Origin of the sequence: Nocardiopsis sp. MT53 (assembly GCF_019598965.1) — a bacterium.
Classification (GTDB): Bacteria; Actinomycetota; Actinomycetes; order Streptosporangiales; family Streptosporangiaceae; genus Nocardiopsis; species Nocardiopsis changdeensis.
Genome location: NZ_CP080599.1, coordinates 391,354 through 410,098, shown reverse-complemented (window position 1 = coordinate 410,098; position 18,745 = coordinate 391,354). Strand labels below are relative to the sequence as shown.

General features: G+C 73.9%; 13 protein-coding genes, 1 pseudogene and 1 riboswitch. Of the genes and pseudogenes, 7 read left to right on the top strand and 7 right to left on the bottom strand.

Annotated elements, in window-relative coordinates; genetic code table 11:
• Positions 1-198: 198 nt before the first annotated feature.
• A complete protein-coding gene (locus K1J57_RS01725) occupies positions 199-1,620 on the top strand; it encodes a sodium:alanine symporter family protein (RefSeq protein WP_220562735.1) in 1,422 nt (473 codons plus the stop codon).
• 79 nt (positions 1,621-1,699) lie between these two features.
• Here K1J57_RS01725 and thiD read toward each other — a convergent pair whose 3' ends face one another.
• The 3 genes from thiD to K1J57_RS01710 form a co-directional block, all read right to left on the bottom strand.
• Entirely contained in the window at positions 1,700-2,503 is an 804-nt protein-coding gene (thiD, locus tag K1J57_RS01720) for a bifunctional hydroxymethylpyrimidine kinase/phosphomethylpyrimidine kinase (protein ID WP_220562734.1), read from the bottom strand.
• Positions 2,492-2,603, bottom strand: a riboswitch (TPP riboswitch). Its footprint overlaps the gene before it by 12 nt.
• Before the next feature lie 43 nt (positions 2,604-2,646).
• Positions 2,647-3,357, bottom strand: coding sequence for a DedA family protein (locus tag K1J57_RS01715; protein ID WP_255646779.1), 711 nt, complete (start codon positions 3,355-3,357; stop codon positions 2,647-2,649).
• Between the two features lie 425 nt (positions 3,358-3,782).
• Positions 3,783-5,495: an acyl-CoA synthetase gene (locus K1J57_RS01710; RefSeq protein ID WP_220562733.1), complete on the bottom strand. Its 1,713-nt coding sequence runs from the start codon at positions 5,493-5,495 to the stop codon at positions 3,783-3,785.
• Between the two features lie 398 nt (positions 5,496-5,893).
• Here K1J57_RS01710 and rocD point away from each other — a divergent pair, with 398 nt between their 5' ends.
• Positions 5,894-7,189 (top strand): ornithine--oxo-acid transaminase, encoded by a 1,296-nt coding sequence (gene rocD, locus K1J57_RS01705; protein ID WP_220562732.1) that lies wholly within the window; start codon positions 5,894-5,896, stop codon positions 7,187-7,189.
• 72 nt (positions 7,190-7,261) lie between these two features.
• Here the strand turns inward: rocD and K1J57_RS01700 are convergent, their stop codons facing one another.
• Together K1J57_RS01700 and K1J57_RS01695 are read right to left on the bottom strand one after the other, a co-directional pair.
• Positions 7,262-8,776, bottom strand: a complete 1,515-nt coding sequence (locus K1J57_RS01700; RefSeq protein WP_220565290.1) for an SGNH/GDSL hydrolase family protein — start codon at positions 8,774-8,776, stop codon at positions 7,262-7,264.
• 66 nt (positions 8,777-8,842) lie between these two features.
• Positions 8,843-10,111, bottom strand: a complete 1,269-nt coding sequence (locus tag K1J57_RS01695) for an aminotransferase class I/II-fold pyridoxal phosphate-dependent enzyme (protein WP_220562731.1) — start codon at positions 10,109-10,111, stop codon at positions 8,843-8,845.
• Between the two features lie 264 nt (positions 10,112-10,375).
• On the opposite strand from K1J57_RS01695, the gene K1J57_RS01690 reads away from it, so the two are divergent.
• Together K1J57_RS01690 and bioD are read left to right on the top strand one after the other, a co-directional pair.
• Positions 10,376-11,638 (top strand): adenosylmethionine--8-amino-7-oxononanoate transaminase, encoded by a 1,263-nt coding sequence (locus K1J57_RS01690; protein ID WP_220562730.1) that lies wholly within the window; start codon positions 10,376-10,378, stop codon positions 11,636-11,638.
• Entirely contained in the window at positions 11,635-12,315 is a 681-nt protein-coding gene (gene bioD / locus K1J57_RS01685) for a dethiobiotin synthase (protein WP_220562729.1), read from the top strand. Before K1J57_RS01690 ends, bioD begins: the two co-directional genes overlap by 4 nt.
• A 46-nt stretch (positions 12,316-12,361) precedes the next feature.
• Here bioD and K1J57_RS01680 read toward each other — a convergent pair.
• A pseudogene (locus K1J57_RS01680) lies at positions 12,362-12,667 on the bottom strand (hypothetical protein); the annotation flags it as partial.
• A 77-nt stretch (positions 12,668-12,744) separates the two neighbouring features.
• Between K1J57_RS01680 and K1J57_RS01675 the strand changes: the two are divergent.
• Positions 12,745-14,214: a PLP-dependent aminotransferase family protein gene (locus K1J57_RS01675; protein WP_220562728.1), complete on the top strand. Its 1,470-nt coding sequence runs from the start codon at positions 12,745-12,747 to the stop codon at positions 14,212-14,214.
• 214 nt (positions 14,215-14,428) lie between these two features.
• Here the strand turns inward: K1J57_RS01675 and K1J57_RS01670 are convergent, their stop codons facing one another.
• Entirely contained in the window at positions 14,429-15,043 is a 615-nt protein-coding gene (locus tag K1J57_RS01670; RefSeq protein WP_220562727.1) for a superoxide dismutase, read from the bottom strand.
• A 348-nt stretch (positions 15,044-15,391) separates the two neighbouring features.
• On the opposite strand from K1J57_RS01670, the gene K1J57_RS01665 reads away from it, so the two are divergent.
• Both K1J57_RS01665 and K1J57_RS01660 read left to right on the top strand, forming a co-directional pair.
• Positions 15,392-17,464: an acyltransferase family protein gene (locus K1J57_RS01665; protein ID WP_255647096.1), complete on the top strand. Its 2,073-nt coding sequence runs from the start codon at positions 15,392-15,394 to the stop codon at positions 17,462-17,464.
• Between the two features lie 215 nt (positions 17,465-17,679).
• Complete coding sequence (locus K1J57_RS01660; RefSeq protein WP_255647095.1) at positions 17,680-18,714, top strand: class I SAM-dependent methyltransferase; 1,035 nt, start codon at positions 17,680-17,682, stop codon at positions 18,712-18,714.
• Positions 18,715-18,745: the final 31 nt, after the last annotated feature.

Genomic DNA, 18,745 nt, shown 5'->3' with positions numbered 1-18,745 from the left:
GAGAGGGAGCCCGCCCCGGTTCCCGGTGAGACCGGCATGTCGAAGGTGTGTGACGTGTTCGTTACGCACCACTGCGATTCTTTGCCGATGACGCGAGGCCACCACCAGTGCCGACACGTCCACGAGGGCACCCGCCCCCCGCGCGCCGACACCCGCGGTGCCCTCGGCCCCATCCACTGACCGACAGGGAGATCCCCCGTGGACCAGCTCCTTGAAATGGCCGGCCTCATCAGCGGCATCATCTGGGGACCGTTCGTCCTCATCCCGCTGCTGTTCGCCGTCGGCCTTTTCCTCACCATCCGCCTGAACCTCCTCCAGCTCCTCAAGCTCCCGCACGCCCTGTGGCTGGCGCTCGTCCGGCGCAAGGAGGACGACTCCGTAGAGGGGGACATCTCCCACTACCAGGCGCTCAGCACGGCCCTCGCGGCCACCGTCGGCGTCGGCAACATCGCCGGCGCGGCGCTCGCCATCGGCATCGGCGGCCCCGGCGCCCTCTTCTGGATGTGGGTCGTCGGGTTCCTCGGCATGGCGACCAAGTACAGCGAGGCCCTGCTGGGTGTGAAGTTCCGCCGCGCCGACGCCAAGGGCGAGCAGAGCGGCGGCCCGATGTACTACCTCAAGTACGGCATCGGCGGGGGCTTCGGCACCGTCCTGGGCGTGCTCTTCGCCGTCTTCGGCGCGATCGCCGCCTTCGGCATCGGCAACGGCAGCCAGGCCAACACCGTCGCCCAGCAGATCAACAGCGTGACCGGGGTCGACACCTGGATCATCGGCCTCGTCCTCATGGTGCTGACCGCCGCGGTCATCCTCGGCGGCATCAAGAGCATCGGCCGGGTCGCCTCCGCGCTCGTGCCGATCATGATCATCGGCTACGTCGGCATCTGCCTGGCCGTGCTCGCCGCCAACTGGGCGCAGCTCCTGCCCGCGCTCCAGCTCGTGGTCACCGACGCCTTCACCGGCACCGCGGCCGCCGGCGGCTTCGCCGGCTCCACCGTGCTGATCGCCATCCAGATGGGCTTCGCGCGCGGCATCTTCTCCAACGAGTCGGGCCTGGGCACCGGCGGCATCGCCGCCGCCGCGGCCAAGACCCGGCAGCCGGTCCGCCAGGCCATGGTCTCCATGACCCAGACCTTCATCGACACCATCATCGTGGTCACCATGACCTGCATGGTCATCATCACCACCGGTGTCTGGCAGGGCGAGAACGCCGAGGACGGCTCCCTGCTCACCAGCCAGGCGATGACGCAGGGCCTGGAGGCCATCAGCCCGTCCCTGGCCCCCGCGGGCGCGGTGGTCGTGGCGATCTCCGTCGCGGTGTTCGCCTTCACGACCCTGCTCGGCTGGTCCTACTACGGCGACCGGTGCATCGAGTTCCTGGTGGGCCGGCGCTTCGTGCTGCCCTACCGGCTCCTGTTCATCGTCGTCGTGTTCGTCGGCTCCGTGGCCAGCCTGGACTCGGTGTGGCTGTTCAGCGACATCGCCAACGGCCTGATGGCGCTGCCCAACCTGGTGGGCCTGCTGGTGCTGTCGCCGCTCGTGGTGGCGGAGACCAGGAAGTTCTTCGCCCACCCGGACTGGAAGAACCCCGACGCCCTGATGGACGACGTCGTCAAGGGCTAGCCGCCACGGCACGCCGTGGAACGGGAAAAGGGGGACCGGCCGCTCGGGCCGGTCCCCCTCTCGCGTTCCCGTGCCCGGGTCACCACCAGGCGTGGAAGTGGTGGACGGGGCCCTGGCCGCCGCCCGCGTCGATCTCGTCGGCGCGGCGCAGGGCCTCGGTCAGGTAGGCCTTGGCGTCGGCCACGGCGGAGGCCGCGTCCGGGCGCTGCGGCAGCAGCGCCGCGATGGACGACGACAGGGTGCAGCCGGTGCCGTGGGTGTTGCGGGTGTCCACGCGGGGCGCGGAGAACTCCCGGTGCTCTCCGTCCCGGGACACCAGGACGTCCACGCTCTCCCCGCCCTCCAGGTGGCCGCCCTTGAGCAGCACCCGGCGCGGGCCCAGCTCCAGCAGGCGGCGGGCCTGGGCGCGCATCCCCTCCAGGTCCGTCGCCTCGTCCTCCTCCAGCAGGTCGGCGGCCTCGGGCAGGTTGGGGGTGATCAGGTCGGCGCGGGGCAGCAGCGCGGTGCGCAGCGCCTTGGTGGCCGAGGCCTCCAGCAGCCGGTCGCCGCTCTTGGCCACCATCACCGGGTCGACCACGACGTTGGGCAGCCCGTGCCGCCCGATCGCCTCGGCGACGGCCTCGGTGATCTCGGCGGTGCCGAGCATCCCGACCTTGACCGCGTGCACGGTCGCGTCGGAGAAGAGGGTGTCCATCTGGCGGACCACGAAGTCGGCGGGGACGGGGTGGACCCCGGTGACGCCCCGGGTGGACTGCGCGGTGAGCGCGGCGATCACGCTCATCCCGAACGTCCCGTGGGCGGAGAAGGCCTTGAGGTCGGCCTGGATCCCGGCGCCCCCGCTGGGGTCGCTGCCGGCGATGGACACGATGTTGTACGCGCTCATGGGCGTTCCTTCGCTAGTGCTAACTAGGGCAGGTTCGACGGGTGTGCTCTCAGCCGGGGCGCGGCCGGTCGGCCGCGCCCCGGCACCCCGCGCCGTGCGGACCCGGGAGGGTCCTTCGGTTGAGGATGCCGCCGGTGGGGCGGTCAGGCGGTGGGCGTGTTCTGCGCCCCGCGCGCCCGGACGATCTTGAGGACCCGGACCACCACGAACCACAGCAGCAGCAGGGCGATGACGACCAGCACGATGTTGCTGATCAGGCCGCTCCACTGGACCAGGATGGGCTTGATGGCCGGGCCGAAGACGAAGCCCAGGCCGATCCAGATGGTGTTCCACACGGCCGAGCCGATGACGGTGTAGAGGGAGAACTTCAGCAGCGGCATCCGCTCGATGCCGGCCGGGACGGAGATGAAGCTGCGGACCAGGGGCACGCACCGGCCCAGCAGGACGGCCATGCCGCCGAAGCGCTCGAAGAACTTCTCGGCCTTGTGGAAGTCGCCGATCTCCAGCAGCGGGGTCTTCTCGACCAGCCACATGGTGCGTTCGCGGCCCAGCAGCGCGCCGATCGCGTAGAAGCCCCAGGCGCCGACGAGGCAGCCGATGGTGGCCCACAGGATGGCGAGCCAGACGTTCATCTGGCCGTCGTAGGCGAGGAAGCCCGCGCCGGGCAGGACGGCCTCACTGGGCATCGGGGGGAAGAAGGTCTCGATGAACAGGGCCACGCCCACACCGGGCTCGCCCAGGGTCACCATGAGGTTCAGGACCCACCCGATGAACCCCTCGTACTCGTGGACGATCTCCTCCTCGACCGACGTGTTCATGGCCAGGGCCGACATCGTCCACAGATTCGCTGGCATCCGGGTTCCTCTTCTTCTTCGTGCTTTGCGGGCGGGTCTGGGGGAGGGGAAGGACTCCGCCGGTTCTGGGGAGGGGTGCGGACCGCTCTCACGCGGCCGGCAGGGGTGCCCGGTCCGTCACGGGTCCTTCGTCTGCTCGTGCGGGCGGGGTGGGACGGTCTCCCCGCTCAGGGGCGTCCTCGGCCTGCCTTCTCCTAAGGTACAAGCGGAAACGGTCGCTGTGGGCGGCCGCGGGGACGGGGTGCGGATTCCCCCACCCCGTGCCATCGGGGGCACCGGGGGAGGGAAGGGGCGGGGCGAACAGGCGTTTTGTCATCCACTGTTCGATTTTTCGGTCGTGCAGGGACGCCGCCGCTCAGAAGCCGAAAAAGAAGGAGTCCCACAGCACAGTGCTGCGGGACCCCGCATGGCCGGTTCCGGCCCCCTCAGACGCCTCCCCGGACCACCGACGACGCCCACCGGTAGTCCTGCTTGCCGACCGCGGTGCGCCGCACCCGGTCCACGAAGTGCACGGTCCGGGGCACCTTGAACCCGGCCAGCCGCACCCGGCAGAACGCCAGCAGGCCCGGCTCGTCCGGCGCCGCGCCCGCGGCCAGCGACACCAGCGCGGTGACGCGCTGCCCCAGCAGCTCGTCCGGGGCGGGCACCACGATGGCGTCCTCCACCGACGGGTGGGCCTTGAGCGCCGCCTCGACCTCCTCGGGGTACACCTTCTCGCCCGCCGTGTTGATGACGACGCTGCCGCGTCCCAGCAGCACGATCGACCCGTCGGCGGCCCGGGTGCCGAAGTCGCCCGACAGCGCCCAGCGGCGCCCCTCCGCATCGGTGGGGAACGTGCGCGCCGTGGCGATCGGGTCGTTGTAGTACCCCAGCGGGATCCGGCCGGTCCGCGCGATGCGGCCGACCGCCGCCGACCCCGGCGGCACCGGGCGCAGGTGCTCGTCCAGCACGGCGATGCTGCCGCCCATGGTGAAGCTGCGGCCGTCCCGGGAGCCGGTCAGCGGCTCCGCGCCGCCCTCGGCGTCCTGTCCGCCGGTCGCCGAACCGCACACCCCGGTCTCCGAGCCCCCGTAGGAGTCGGCCAGGGCGATGTCCTCGCGCCAGGCGCGCCACAGGCCGCGCACCGGCGGGGTCAGCGGTGTCCCGCCCGAGCGCACCGCGGACAGGTCCGGGCACAGGCCGGGCTCGGTGAGCAGGTGCCGGGCCAGCGGGCGGGCCATCGCGTCGCCCACCACCTGGAGCGTGTGCACGCCCTCCCGGTGGGCCAGCGCCACCACCCTCTCGGCGCGGAAGCTGCGGTCGGTGGACAGCACCACGCGCTTGCCGCACAGCAGCATGCTCAGCGCGTTCCACTGCCCGGCGGCGTGCATCAGCGGCCCCAGCACCAGCATGCGCTGGGGGAAGCAGGCGCGGGCGCGTTCGGCCACGTCGCGGGGGGAGCGGGCGCGCGGGGCGCCGGGGGAGCGGCGCTCGATCGCCGCCCGGAAGATGTCGGCCTGCCGCCACAGGACGCCCTTGGGGTAGCCGGTGGTGCCGCCGGTGTACAGCAGGTAGTGGTCCGAGCCCGAGGTGGGCGGCAGCGCCCGGTCCAGCGGGGCCCCGGCCAGCGCGTCCTCGTAGCCCACGGCCCCGGGGAAGGCGGCGCGCACGGCCTCGCGGGCCGCGGGACCCGCGCCGTCCTCCAGCAGCACCGCGTGGCGCAGCCGGGGCAGGTCGGGGCGGACCCGGGCCACCGTCGCGGCCAGGGACTCCTCGGCGATCAGCGCCACCGCGTGGGAGTCGGCCAGGACGTGGCGCAGCTCGCCCGCCACGTAGCGGTAGTTGACGTTCACCGGCACCGCGCCCGCGCGCAGCACCCCCAGGAACGACTCCGTCCACTCGGCCCGGTTGAAGGCCAGGATCGCCACGTGCTCGCCGCGGCGCACGCCCGCGTCCGCCAGGTGGCGGGCCAGCCGGTCCGCGCGCCCGCGCAACCCGGCGTAGGAGACGACGCGACCCCCGGCGACCAGGGCGGTCCGCTCGGGCACCGCGTCGGCGACGGCGTCGAACAGCCGGGTCAGCGAGAACGCGGCGTCGGGGTCGGCCGTCGCGGGCGACGCGGCGGTCTGCGGCGCGGCGGGTCCGGGCGATGAACGCACGGGCGGCCTCCCTTGGCGGCGGATGCGGCGCTGCCGTCCACGGCACGGGGGCTCGCGGCGGGACGCCGGCGCCGACCGGCTTCCGGCCGACGCGTCGATGACTTGTGTGCCGACCGTACCCGTCGGGAGGGGAGCCGATCGCCACCGGGGGTGTGGACCGCATCACCCCACTTCACGGGCCCGGTCACAGGGCCCGGACGGCCCTGTTCCACGGCCTTTCCGGGGCGTCGGCGGGGCCCGGATTTCGGGCCCGGTCGTGCGTTTGTGACACACCTCACCCCTTGTGGGGTCACCGGGTCATCTGCTCAACTCTTGGGGACTCTCCGGCGGGGGCTCTACCGGGCCCCGCGGTGGGTATCTAGTGTCTGACATCGGTCAATGGTGATCGGAGCGGTTGGATGAGCAACACCCAGAACCTGGGGCAGGCGAACGACGCCGGGAACCCCGGCGCGACACTTCCCGAACACGACACACCCGCACTCTCCAGCGCGGACCACATCGCACTCGCGCAGGAGCACTCCGCGCACAACTACGCCCCCCTGCCCGTCGTCATCGCCGAGGGCCGCGGGGCCTGGGTGACGGACGTGGAGGGCGAGCGCTACCTGGACTGCCTGGCCGGCTACTCGGCCATGAACTTCGGACACCACAACCCCGACCTGCTGGCCGCGGCCCACCGCCAGCTCGACCGGGTGACCCTCACCAGCCGCGCCTTCTACAACGACCAGTTCGGCCCCTGGGTGGACGCCCTGGCCCGGATGGTCGACAAGGAGAAGGTCCTGCCGATGAACACCGGCGCCGAGGCGGTGGAGACCGGCATCAAGGTCGCCCGCAAGTGGGGCTACGAGGTCAAGGGGGTCCCCGAGAACCAGGCCACCATCGTCGTGGCCGGGGCCAACTTCCACGGCCGCACCACCACGATCATCTCCTTCTCCTCCGACCCCGAGGCCCGCACCGGCTTCGGCCCGTACACGCCGGGCTTCCGCTCGGTGCCCTACGGCGACGCCGCGGCCATCGAGGCGGCCATCGACGACACCACGGTCGCCGTGCTCATCGAGCCCGTGCAGGGCGAGGCCGGGGTCATCGTCCCGCCGCTCGACTACCTGCCGCGGGTGCGGGAGATCTGCGACGACAACCGCGTCCTGTTCATCGCCGACGAGGTCCAGTCGGGCCTGGGCCGCACCGGCACGATCCGGGCCTGCGAGCACAGCGGGGTCGTCCCCGACGCCTACCTCTTCGGCAAGGCGCTGGGCGGCGGCATCCTGCCGGTGTCGGCGATGGTCGCGAACGAGGACGTGCTCGGCGTCATCAAGCCGGGCCAGCACGGCAGCACCTTCGGCGGGAACCCGCTCGCCGGGGCGGTGGGGAGCACGGTCGTCCGGATGCTGACCGAGGGCCCCTACCTGGAGAACGCGCGCAAGCTGGGCGAGGTGTTCAGCCGCCGCCTGGAGGAGTTCGTCGGCAAGGGCGTGCTCTCCGTGCGCAGCATCGGCCTGTGGGCCGGTGTGGACGTCGACCCGGCGCTCGCCTCCGGCAAGGAGATGTGCGAGCGGCTGGCCCGCAACGGTGTGCTGGTCAAGGACACCCACGGCTCCACCGTGCGCATGTCCCCGCCGCTGGTGATCAGCGAGGAGGACCTCAACTGGGGCCTGGACCGGTTCGCCGAGGTGCTGGAGGACCTGCGGGCCGGGCGCTGACCGCCCCGCGGACCCGTGCGGAGCCCGTCCCCGGACCGGGGGCGGGCTCCGCCGCGTCCGGCCGGGGACCGGTCAGCCGCCCGCCTCGTTGACGGGGGACTCCGACGGCGACGCGGAGGCCGCGTCGGAGGGGCCGCCCGAGGGCGCGTGCACCGGGTCCAGCGGCCCGCCCAGCTCGGTGTTGAGCAGCGACTCATCCACCCGCTCCAGGGTCTCCCGCGACACGTACAGCACGCGCTCGGGGCCCTCGACGATCTGCAGGCGCACCCGCTCGGCGATCGACATCTGCCCCTGCGCGGTGGGGTGGAACGTCGCCCGGTCCACCTTGAGCCCCTCGCCGAACCGGCCCAGCACGATCCCGTTCAGCCAGGCGTCCTCGGCGCTGACCTCGTGGCCGGCGAGCGCGGAGAAGGTGTTGACGTACTCCACGCTGCCGGTGCCCCGGGACCCGTAGACGTCGCCGTCGGCCCGGTACACCGCGTTCCGGATGCGCTCGTTGAACCGCTCGGCGATCCCGTTGAGCCACAGCTGGTCGTTGACGGTCAGCGTGTAGTACATCGCCGGCGGCTCCTCGGGGAACAGCCGGGGGTAGCCCAGCACCAGCAGGCGGGCGTCGGGGGCGCGTTCGCGGATCTCCGCGATGACGGTGTCCAGGGTCTCCTCGAACTGCCGCATGCGCTTCTCGATGTCCTCCTCCTGCTCGGTGCAGACGCCGCTCTCCAGCAGCGGCATCCGCACGATGCAGGTGCGCAGCACCGGGATGAACCCCAGGTCGTTGCCGCCGATCCCGAGCGTCACCAGGGAGGTGTGCTCGGTGACCCGCTCGATCTGGGACTCGGGGGTGCCCAGCTCGTCGAGCATCTCGCGGCCCTTGTGGCTGCTGCACGCGTAGAAGGCCAGGGACCCGGCGAAGTCGAACTCGTCCTCGATGAGGTGGGCGTAGGCGTTGGACGAGCGCCAGCAGCCGCCGGGCACGGCGGTCTCGGGGGCGTAGTCGCCCGCGCCGTCGCCGGAGGAGTAGGAGTCGCCCAGCGCCACGTAGTTGCCCCACAGGGCGCCGTCCTGGGGGCTCACCCGCTCTCGCCAGTCGGCCTGCTCCTCCTCGGTGATGGGGGGCAGGTCCTCGGCCGGGCACACGCCGCCGGTGATCTCGCACCACAGGGAGCGCAGGGAGTCGCGGCCGGCGGGCACGGTGAGCATGACGATGAGGGAGAGGACCAGCACCAGGGACACGCCGACGCCGATCCGGGTGCGCAGCCGGGTGCGGCGCCGCGGCGGCCGCGCCGTGGCCCCGGTGCCCTCGGTGTCCGTTGGGACCTCTGGATCTCCTGCGTCCCCGGCGTTTCCTGGGGCCGCTGTGTTCGCGGTGGCGCCGACGGTCTCCGTGCCCGCCGCGGCCCTAGAGCTCTCGGCGCTCCCTGCGCCCTCTGGGTCCTCTGGGTTCGCGGTGCTGTCGGAGGGTTCCGGGCGGGCCGTGGCTCCGGTGTCCGGGGCCTTGCCGGCGGCCTTGCCGGCGGCCTTGCCGGTCCCGTTCCCGGAGTCCTCGGGAGGGGTCGGGTCCGGGGTCTCCCCGGGGGTTCCGGACACCTCGTCACCGGTGGGCACCGCCGCCACCGCCTCCCCTGTCTCCGACGGTCTGTCTCGGCCTCGAGACTACCCGGGGCGACCCGCGGCGATGACGTCCACGGCCCTGTGCATCTCGGCTTCGGTGAGGTCGGCCCGGGCGGTCAGCCGCAGGCGCGAGCGGCCGTCGGGCACCGACGGCGGGCGGAAGCAGCCCACCCGCACCCCGGCCGCCAGGCACCGGGCCCGCCAGCGCACCGCGGCGTCCGGGGACGGGGCGGTCACCGACACCACCGCCGCGTCGGGGGAGGTCGCCTCCAGCCCGTGTCCGCGCAGGCCGTCGCAGAGCAGCCGGGCGTTCTCGCGCACCGCCCGCGCGCGCTCGGGCTCGGCGCGCAGCAGGCGCAGCGCGGCCAGCGCCGCGGCCGCCGAGGCCGGGGCCAGCCCGGTGTCGAAGATGAACGTGCGGGCGGTCTCCACCAGGTGCCGGATCACCCGTTCCGGGCCCAGCACGGCGCCGCCCTGGGCGGCCAGCGCCTTGGACAGGGTGACCGAGACCACCACGTCGTCGGGGGCCGGGGACAGCCCGGCGGCGGCCAGGGCGCCCCGGCCGCCCGGGCCGACCACGCCGAACCCGTGCGCGTCGTCCAGCAGCAGGGCGCCGCCCGCCGCCCGGGCCGCCCGGTGCAGCGCCGCCGTGTCGACGAGGTCGCCGTCCACGGAGAAGACGGTGTCGCTGACCAGCAGGGACCGGGCCCCGGGGGCGGACCCGCGGGACCCCAGGGCGCGCGCCGCCGCGGCCGGGTCGGCGTGGTCGAACAGTTCCACCCGGGCGCCGCCCGCCCGGGCCAGCCGGGCCGCGTCGATCAGCGAGGCGTGGTTGTGGCGGTCGCACACCAGCAGCGGGGCCGGGGCGTCGGCGCCCGCCCCGGGCACCCGGGCGGTCAGCGCGGTGAGCATCGCCAGGTTGGCGGTGTAGCCGGAGGAGAACACCAGGGCCGACTCGGTCCCGGCGAAGTCGGCCAGCTCCCGCTCCAGCTCGTGGTGGAGCTCGGTGTCGCCGGTGACCAGGCGCGAGCCGCCTGCACCGGTGCCCCAGCGCCGCAGCGCCGCCTCGGCGGCGGCGGTCACCCGCGGGTGGCGCAGCAGCCCCAGGTAGTCGTTGCCGGCCAGGTCCAGCACGTCCTCGGCGGCCGGCCGCGGGACGATCCGGCGCGACAGCCCCGACCGGGCCCGCGCCCGGGCGGCCTGCGACAGCCAGGAGAAGGGGTGCGGCGCCGCACCGGAGGGGCCCGGGCCCGCGCTCCGGGAGCGGAGCGTCCACGGGCGGCGGGGCGGTGACAGGGCGGTGCCGTCCATGGGCGGGTGCTCCTTCGGTGCGGGGAACGGGGCGTCGGGCGACTCCGAGGGGGTGGGGTGACGGGGGAGCCGGTGCACGAAGGGACCGACCCAGCGGCGGCCAATCCCGCTGGGGCGGCCCGGTCCTCGTGCCAGGGAGGCGGTACCGACTCTGCCGGGTCCGCGCCCCCCGCGTCACCGGTGGAAGCCCACAAAGTTCGGACACCGAACCTGGTAGGTCTGCACGGATCCGGTCCGCGGACCGGATCGGAAGAATGGGACCACATGACGCCCGAGTGGATACGTTCCGTCGACCGCGCCCACCTGTGGCACCCCTACACGACCCTGCCCCCCGCCGAGCCGCCCCTGGTGGTGACCGGCGCGGACGGGGCGCGGCTGCGGCTGTGGGACGGGGAGCGCGAGCACGAGGCCGTCGACGGCATGTCCTCCTGGTGGTCGGCGGTCCACGGCTACCGCCACCCGGTCCTGGACGCGGCGCTGCGCGCGCAGGCCGACGACTTCAGCCACGTGATGTTCGGCGGGCTCACCCACGGCCCGGCGGCCGAGCTGGCCGAGCTGCTGGTGGAGATCACCCCCGAACCGCTGCGCCACGTCTTCCTCGCCGACTCCGGCTCGGTCGCCGTCGAGGTGGCCATGAAGATGTGCCTGCAGTACCACCGCTCCCGCGGGGAGGCGGGCCGCAGCCGGTTCCTCACCTGGCGGGGCGGCTACCACGGGGACACCTTCCACGCCATGAGCGTGTGCGACCCCGAGGGCGGCATGCACGCCCTGTGGGGCGACGTGCTGCCCGGGCAGGTGTTCGCGCCCGCGCCGCCGCGGGAGTACGACCCCGGGCATACCGCCCGGGTGGCGGCCCTGGCCGAGCGGCACTCCCGCGAGCTCGCCGGGATCATCGTGGAGCCCCTGGTGCAGGGCGCCGGGGGCATGCGCTTCCACGACCCGCGGCACCTGAAGGACCTGCGGGCCCTGGCCGACGAGCACGGCGTGCCGCTGGTCTTCGACGAGATCGCCACCGGGTTCGGGCGCACCGGGGACCTGTTCGCCGCCGACACCGCCGGGGTGGCGCCCGACATCATGTGCCTGGGCAAGGCGCTCACCGGCGGCTACCTCACCCTGGCCGCGGTGCTGTGCACGGAACAGGTGTCGGGCACGATCGCCCGGGGCCGGGTGCCGGTGCTGGCGCACGGGCCCACGTTCATGGCCAACCCGCTGGCCTGCGCCGTCGCGGTCGCCTCGGTCCGGCTGCTGCTGGAGTCGGGGTGGCGGGAGTCCGTCGCCCGCGTCGAGCGCGGGCTGCGGGCCGGGCTGGCCGGGGTCCCCGGCGCCCGGGTGCGCGGCGCGATCGGGGTGATCGAGCTCGGGGAACCGGTGAGGATGCGCGAGGCGTCCCGTGCCGCGCTGGAGGCCGGGGTGTGGCTGCGCCCGTTCCGGAACCTGGTCTACGCCATGCCCCCGTACGTGTGCACCGACGAGGAGGTCGCCGCGGTGGCGGCGGGCATGGTCGCGGCCGCGGAGGCGTCCCGATGATCCTCGTGGTGACCGGCACCGGGACCGGTGTGGGGAAGACCGTCGTGACCGCGGCGCTGGCCGCCGTGGCCGGCGGCGGGGTCGCGGTGCTCAAGCCCGCCCAGACCGGGGTGGGGCCGGGGGAGCCCGGCGACGTGCACACCGTCGCGGCCCTGGTCCCGTCGGTGACCCCGGTCGAACTCGCCCGCTACCCCGAGCCGCTGGCCCCCGCCACGGCGGCCGCCCGCGCGGGGCTGCCCCAGGTGCGCGCCGAGGACGTCGCCGACGCCGCCCGCGCCCTGGAGGGCGACCACGGACTGGTCCTCGTCGAGGGCGCCGGCGGCCTGCTGGTGCGGCTGAACACCGAGGGCCAGACCCTGGCCGACGTCGCCGTGCTGCTGGACGCCCCCGTCCTCGTCGTGGCGCGGGCAGGGCTGGGCACGCTCAACGAGGTGGCCCTCACCGCCGAGGCGCTGCGCGCGCGGGGGCTGCGCCCGGCCGGGGTGGTCATCGGCTCGTGGCCGACAGAGCCCGATCTGGCGATGCGGTGCAATCTGGACGACCTGCCGACGATGGGTGCGGGGCCGGTCGTCGGGGCGCTGCCGCAGGGGTGCGCCGACCAGGACCCGCGCTCCTTCGCGGAGACGGCGCGGCGGGCCCTGCCCCACTGGAGGCCGGGACCGGCGACGCGAGGGTGAACGCCCGCGGGCCGGGTCCGTGGGCGCGCAGGTGCTCCTCGCGCTCGCGGACCTCCTCCGGACCGGGCCCGTCCGCCGACCACCACAGGGTGCGCTCCACCGAGGGGAAGGCGCCGTGCCGCTCGCGGTGCTCCACGAGCAGGCGGTGCGTCCGCTCCACGAAGGCCCGCAGGGCCACCGGGTCCCGCCACAGGGACACGACGCGGACCTCGTCCCCCGTGCCGGAGGAGTCCACTTCGACGATGTGGCCCTCGGTGGACCGCGCCCGCAGCCGGAGCGCCTCCGCCAGCGGGCCGACGTGGTCGCCCCGGATCACCCTGGATTCGGCCAGGGCCAAGGATTGGTCTGCCATCACGACTCCTCTTCGAGGTCCATTTCTGTCAGTATGGATATGAAGAGAAGCGGCGCACAGGGCCAATGGAGGCGGTAATGGACTCTTCCCGGACGGTGGACGACCTCGTCGGCCTCCTCGGCGCGTGGTCCGCCGGGGACGGCGCGCTCTACCGCAGGCTCGCCGACTCCCTTCGGACGCTCATCGACGAGGGCAGCCTCGCCCCCGGCGAGCGGCTGCCGTCCGAGCGCGTCCTGGCGTCGGCGCTGCGGGTCAGCCGGACCACCGTCGTCTCCGCCTACGACCTGCTGCGCTCCGAGGGCGTCTTCGACAGCCGGCAGGGCAGCGGCACCCGGGTCAGCGAGAGGGTCGCGCCGGTGCGCTCCGACGGCTGGGCGGCCAACGGCGTCGGCCAGTACATGTACCGCAACCTCATCCAGAAGGACGCCGGGCTCATCTCGGCCACCTGCATGAACACCCCCGCGATGCCGGGGTTCGCCGAGGTCGTCCGCGAGAGCCTGGACGACCTGGGGCCGCTGCTGGACGAGGGCACCTACTACCCGCAGGGGCTGCCCGCGCTGCGCCGGGCCATCGCCGACTTCTACTCGGACCGGGGGCTGCCCACCGTCGCCGACCAGATCGTCGTCACCACCGGCGCCCACCAGGCCATCGCCCTGGTGACCCAGCTCTACCTGCGCAAGGGGTCGCCGGTGGTGGTGGAGGACCCCGGGTTCGCCGGCTGCCTGGACCTGATGAGCGACCGGGGCGCCCGGTTCGTGCCCGTGCCGCTGGACGACCAGGGCATCGACATCAACGGGGTGCGCCGCGCCGTCGACGAGCACGCCCCCCACCTGCTCTACACGATGCCCTCGTACCACAACCCGACCGGCACGATGATGTCCGTGGCCCGCCGCCGCGAACTGGGGGAGCTGTCGGCCCGGACCGGGACGCCGATCCTGGAGGACGCCGCCTACACCGGCGTCCGCCACCCACAGGAGCCGCCGCCGCTGGCCGCCTACGCGCCCCGCGGCGCGGAGGTCATCAGCGTCGACTCGCTGTCCAAGGTGGCCTGGGCGGGACTGCGCGTGGGCTGGCTGCGCGCCCCGGTGGAGATGGCGGTACGGCTCAGCCGCCGCAAGCTCCTGGCCGACCTGGCCGGACCGCAGCTGGACCAGATCGTCGCCGTGCGGCTGCTGGCCGACTACGACCGGATCGCCCGTGAGCGCTCGGAGCGGCTGGCCGCCGCCATGGACCACATGGAGGGGCTGCTCCGCCGCGACCTGCCCGACTGGCGGTGGAGGCGCCCCGACGGCGGCGCCGCCCTGTGGGTCGAGCTGCCCGGCATCGACTCGCGGGCCTTCACCCAGGTCGCGCTCTGCCACGGGCTCGAACTGGTGCCCGGCAGCCTGATGTCCGCGTCCCCCATCGGCCCGTTCGACCGGCACTTCCGGCTGCCCGTGGCCTTCGACGCCGTCGAGCGCGAGGAGGTCGTCTGGCGGCTGTCCCGCGCCTGGCGCGAACTCGACCGCCACGGCCCGGTCGGGGCCCCGATCCCCCTGGTGGTCTGACGGCGAAGCCCCCCACGGGGTTCTGGAGGCCCGGAGCGGACGTCTTCGAGGTGGAGAACCGTCGGCCGCAGGCCGCCCTTTGAGGGTGGTGGCGGGCGACGGGTGGGCGAGGATGGTCCGTGTAGGGGCGAAGGTTCCCGTTCTCCGGGGGAGAGAACGGAGCCGCCCGCGGGACGGGTCCCGCGGGCGGCTCGGCTGTGGCAGGGCCGGTCGGCTAGCCGATCCGGACCTTGCGGGCGGCCTCGAAGCGCTCCTGGACGTCGGCCCAGTTGACCACGTTCCAGAACGCCTTGACGTAGTCGGCCTTCACGTTCTTGTACTGCAGGTAGAACGCGTGCTCCCACATGTCCAGCATGAGCAGCGGCACGGAGCTCAGCGCGGCGTTGCCCTGCTGGTCGTAGAGCTGCTCGATGATGAGGCGCTGGCCCAGCGCGTCCCAGGCCAGGAACGCCCAGCCGGAGCCCTGGAGGCTCGCCGCGGCCGCGTTGAAGTGGGCGCGGAAGGCGTCGAAGGAGCCGAACTGGTCGTCGATGGCGGCACCGAGCTCGCCCTCGGGCTTGTCGCCGCCGTCGGCGGACAGGTTCTTCCAGAAGACGCTGTGGTTGACGTGGCCGCCGAGGTGGAACGCGAGGTTCTTCTCGAGCATGGTCACGGCACCGAAGTCGCCCTTGTCGCGGGCCTCGGCCAGCTGCTCCAGCGCCCCGTTGGCACCGGCGACGTAGGCGGCGTGGTGCTTGTCGTGGTGCAGCTCCATGATCTGACCGGAGATCCACGGCTCCAGGGCCGCGTAGTCGTAGGGCAGCTCGGGGAGCGTGTATGGCGCAGACATCTCAGGCGCACCTTTCCGATGAAGCGGTTCGTCGTCACTTACCAGCGAAGGATCGCTAGGCAGCAAGCTATCAGCCGTGCGGCCGGGGCCCCGGTGTCGGACGGGCGACACCCGGGGCCGGGAATAAACCGCCGTACACCCTCCGTAGCGGTGTACTTTCTGTGGGGAACCGTGTTCGTACGGTGGGGATCTCCGGGGGTGGGGGAGGTCGGGTCGTTTCGGAGGTTCGGTCAAGGTCGCCGGGCGCAGGTCGCCGGGCGTTGGAGGGGCGTTCACCGGTCGTTCCGCCCTGTGGGCGATGATCCGACGCCACTTCCCCGTCATCTCGCACATTCTCGAGGCATGTCCATGTCCACTCCCGAACGCGGTGCCGCCGAACGCCCCGCTTCCCAGCGCGGCGGCTTCCGCCCGGAGATCGAGGGGCTGCGCGCCGTCGCCGTCCTGCTGGTCGCCGTCTACCACATCTGGTTCGGCCGGGTCTCCGGCGGAGTGGACGTCTTCCTGTTCCTCACCGGGTTCCTCATCACCGGGTCCCTGGTGCGCTCGGTGGAGCGCGAGGGGCGCATCGCCCCGTTCGCGTTCTGGTCCCGGCTGCTGCGGCGGCTCACCCCCGCCGTCGGCGTGGTGCTGGCGGCGGTGCTGGCCATGGCGTACCTGTGGCTGCCGCGGTCGCGCTGGCCGGACGTCATCGCCCAGGTGTACGCGTCCGCGCTCTACCACGAGAACTGGGCGCTGGCCGCCGCGGCCGTCGACTACCTGGCCCGGGAGGGCGCGCCCAGCCCGGTGCAGCATTTCTGGTCGCTGTCCATCCAGGGCCAGTTCTACCTGCTGTGGCCGCTGCTGCTGGGCGCGGTGCTGCTGGTGGCGGGGCGGGACCGGATGCGCCGGGCCTCCCTGGCCGCGATCGGCGCGGTGCTGGCGGCCTCCCTGGCGTACTCGGTGTGGATCACCGCCGTCGACCAGCCCTGGGCCTACTTCGACACCGGCGCCCGCCTGTGGGAGCTGGCCCTGGGCGGGGTGCTGGCCCTGGTCGTCCACCGGATCAACCCGCCCGTGCCGGTGCGGTGGGCGCTGGGCTGGGGCGGCCTGGCCGCACTGGTCCTGTGCGGGGTGCTGCTGCCGGTGTCCACGGTGTTCCCCGGGTACGCGGCCCTGCTGCCGACCCTCGCCGCGGCCGCCGTCATCGTCGCCGGCGGCGGGGGCGGCCGGGCCGGGGTCCACCGGGTGCTCGCCTGGCGCCCGCTGACGGCCCTGGGCGGCCTGTCGTACGCCCTCTACCTGTGGCACTGGCCGGTCCTGGTGGTGTACCTCCAGCTCACCGGCCGCTCCCTGGCCACCCCGCTGGGCGGGGCGGCCGTGCTGGCCCTGTCCCTGGGCCTGGCCTGGATCACGGCCAAGGCCGTCGAGGGCGGGGCCGAGAGCCTGAGCCGCAGGGTCTCCCGGCCGTGGCTGCCGGTCTGGTCGGCGGCGATGGCGGTCCTGGTCATCGCCCCCTCCCTGGTCGTCGGCTCCCAGTGGTCGGACCGGCTGGCCGAGGAGAGGCGGGAGCGCGCCGAGCGCGTCATCGAGCCCGTCGACTACCCCGGGGCCGCCCTGGTCACCCACCCCGAACTGGCCTCCGTGCTGCCCGACCTGCCGGTGGTCCCCGACCCCCTCGACGCCCGGGACGACCTGTCCGACCACCACCTCCAGGGCTGCCACGTGGACCTGAAGGCCACCGAACCGAAGGTGTGCTGGGCCGGACCCGAGGACGCCGAGTACACGATCGCCATGGTCGGCGCCTCGCGCACCGCCCACTGGTACCCGGCGCTGGAGGAGGTCGCCCTGAAGTACGGGTGGCGCCTGGTGTCGTTCACCAAGAGCGGGTGCCAGTTCAGCGCCGAGGTCCCCTACACCCAGGGGCGTGTGTTCACCGAATGCCAGGAGTGGGACGCCCGGGCCATGGAGGAGCTGGAGCGGCTGCGCCCCGACGCCGTGTTCACCTCCTCCACCCGGGCCAGCGCCGCCGGGGAGGTCGTGCTGCCCGGGTTCCCGGTGCGCTGGCGGGAGCTGGACGCCATGGGCATCGACGTCATCGGGGTCCGCGACCTGCCCCGGCACTCCTACGCCGGGGCCGAGTGCGTGGCCGACAACCCGGACGACCCGGCCGGGGCGTGCAGCGACCCGGTCGGCTACTCGCACGCCGAACGCCACCCGGCCGCCGTGCTCGCCGAGCGGGGCAGGCTGCCCGCCAACGTCTCCCTGGTGGACCTCACCGGGCACGTGTGCCCCGGCGGCCGCTGCGACGCGGTCGTCGGCAACATCCTCGTGTACTGGGACCACTCCCACATGACCGCCACCTACGCCCGCACGCTCGTCCCGGCCCTGGAGGAGGCGCTGGTGGAGGCCACCGGACAGGGGAACGCGACAGCGAACTCTTGAGGGCGCGGCGGTCGGCCGGGGGTGATCTTCCGGTGAACAACAGTGGAATTGCCCCGCACGCGGGTTTCGCCGCCCTCCACGAGGTGGTGTCTTAGTCGGGTGGGCCCTTCGTGTCACCGAGCCGTGGCGCCGGCCCCGCCCCTTACCGTCCGGCCCCGTGCGCCCGGGACCCCTCCCCGCGCCCGCCGGTCCTGCCATCCCCCCTGGAGATGCCCGTGCGTTCGCTGCGCCGCCTGTCGCGCCCCCTCCTGGCCGTCGCCGCCGTCGGCGGCCTCCTCGCCACGGCCGCCCTGGTCACCCTGGCCGCCCTGGGCCTGGTCGGCTGGGTGGAGGCGGGCACCCTGGTCGCCCTGGCCCTGCTCGGCGCGCTGATCTGCGGCCTGGGCCTGGGCCTGGTCCTGGTGCGCCGCTCGGTGCGCGCCCTGGAGGAGTCGGTGCGCGAGCACGCCCGCACGGTCTCCCAGGCCCTGGGCGAGGACCGGCTGGAGACGCGGCGCTCCCTGAAGGACCTGCGCGAGCGCGTCACCCGGGTCACCGACCACGCGCTGCCCAAGGCCTCCCGCGAGCTGCGCCGCGCCGTCGAACTCCAGGGCCGCGCCGACTACGAGCAGCAGGTCGCCTGGACCGAGCTGCGCGACCACCTGGACACCGCTCCGTTCATGCCGCCGCTGCGCGGCTGGGCCGCCTCGCCGGACGTGCTGCGCGTCCTGGTCCGCCACATCGAGCGGCTGTGCCCCGCGACCGTCGTGGAGTGCGGCAGCGGCGCCTCCAGTGTCTGGCTCGGCTACGCGCTGCGCCGGGCCGGCGGCGGCCGCCTCGTCGCCCTGGAGCACGACGCCCGCTACGCCGAGCTGAGCCGCGCCCTGGTCGCCTCCCACGGGCTCGACGACATCGTCGAGGTCCGCCACGCCCCCCTCACCCCGATCGAGCCGGACACCGTCACCGTCGACGGCGAGGAGCGCACCACCGCCGACCTCTGGTACGACACCGCCGCCCTGGCCGACCTGGCCGGGGTGGGCCTGGTGTTCGTCGACGGCCCGCCCCAGGCCACCGGCCTCCAGGTCCGCTTCCCCGCGCTGCCGCGGCTGCTGGCGCACTGCACCGAGGACGTCGTGTTCGTCCTGGACGACGCCGACCGCGAGGAGGAGCGCGCGGTCGGCGACCGCTGGCTCGCCGCCCACCCGGAGTTCCAGCGCACCGAGGAGCAGGCGGAGAAGGGGGCGCACGTGTTCGGCCGCAAGGGGATCTGACCCGCCCCGCACCACCCGGCACCACCGCACC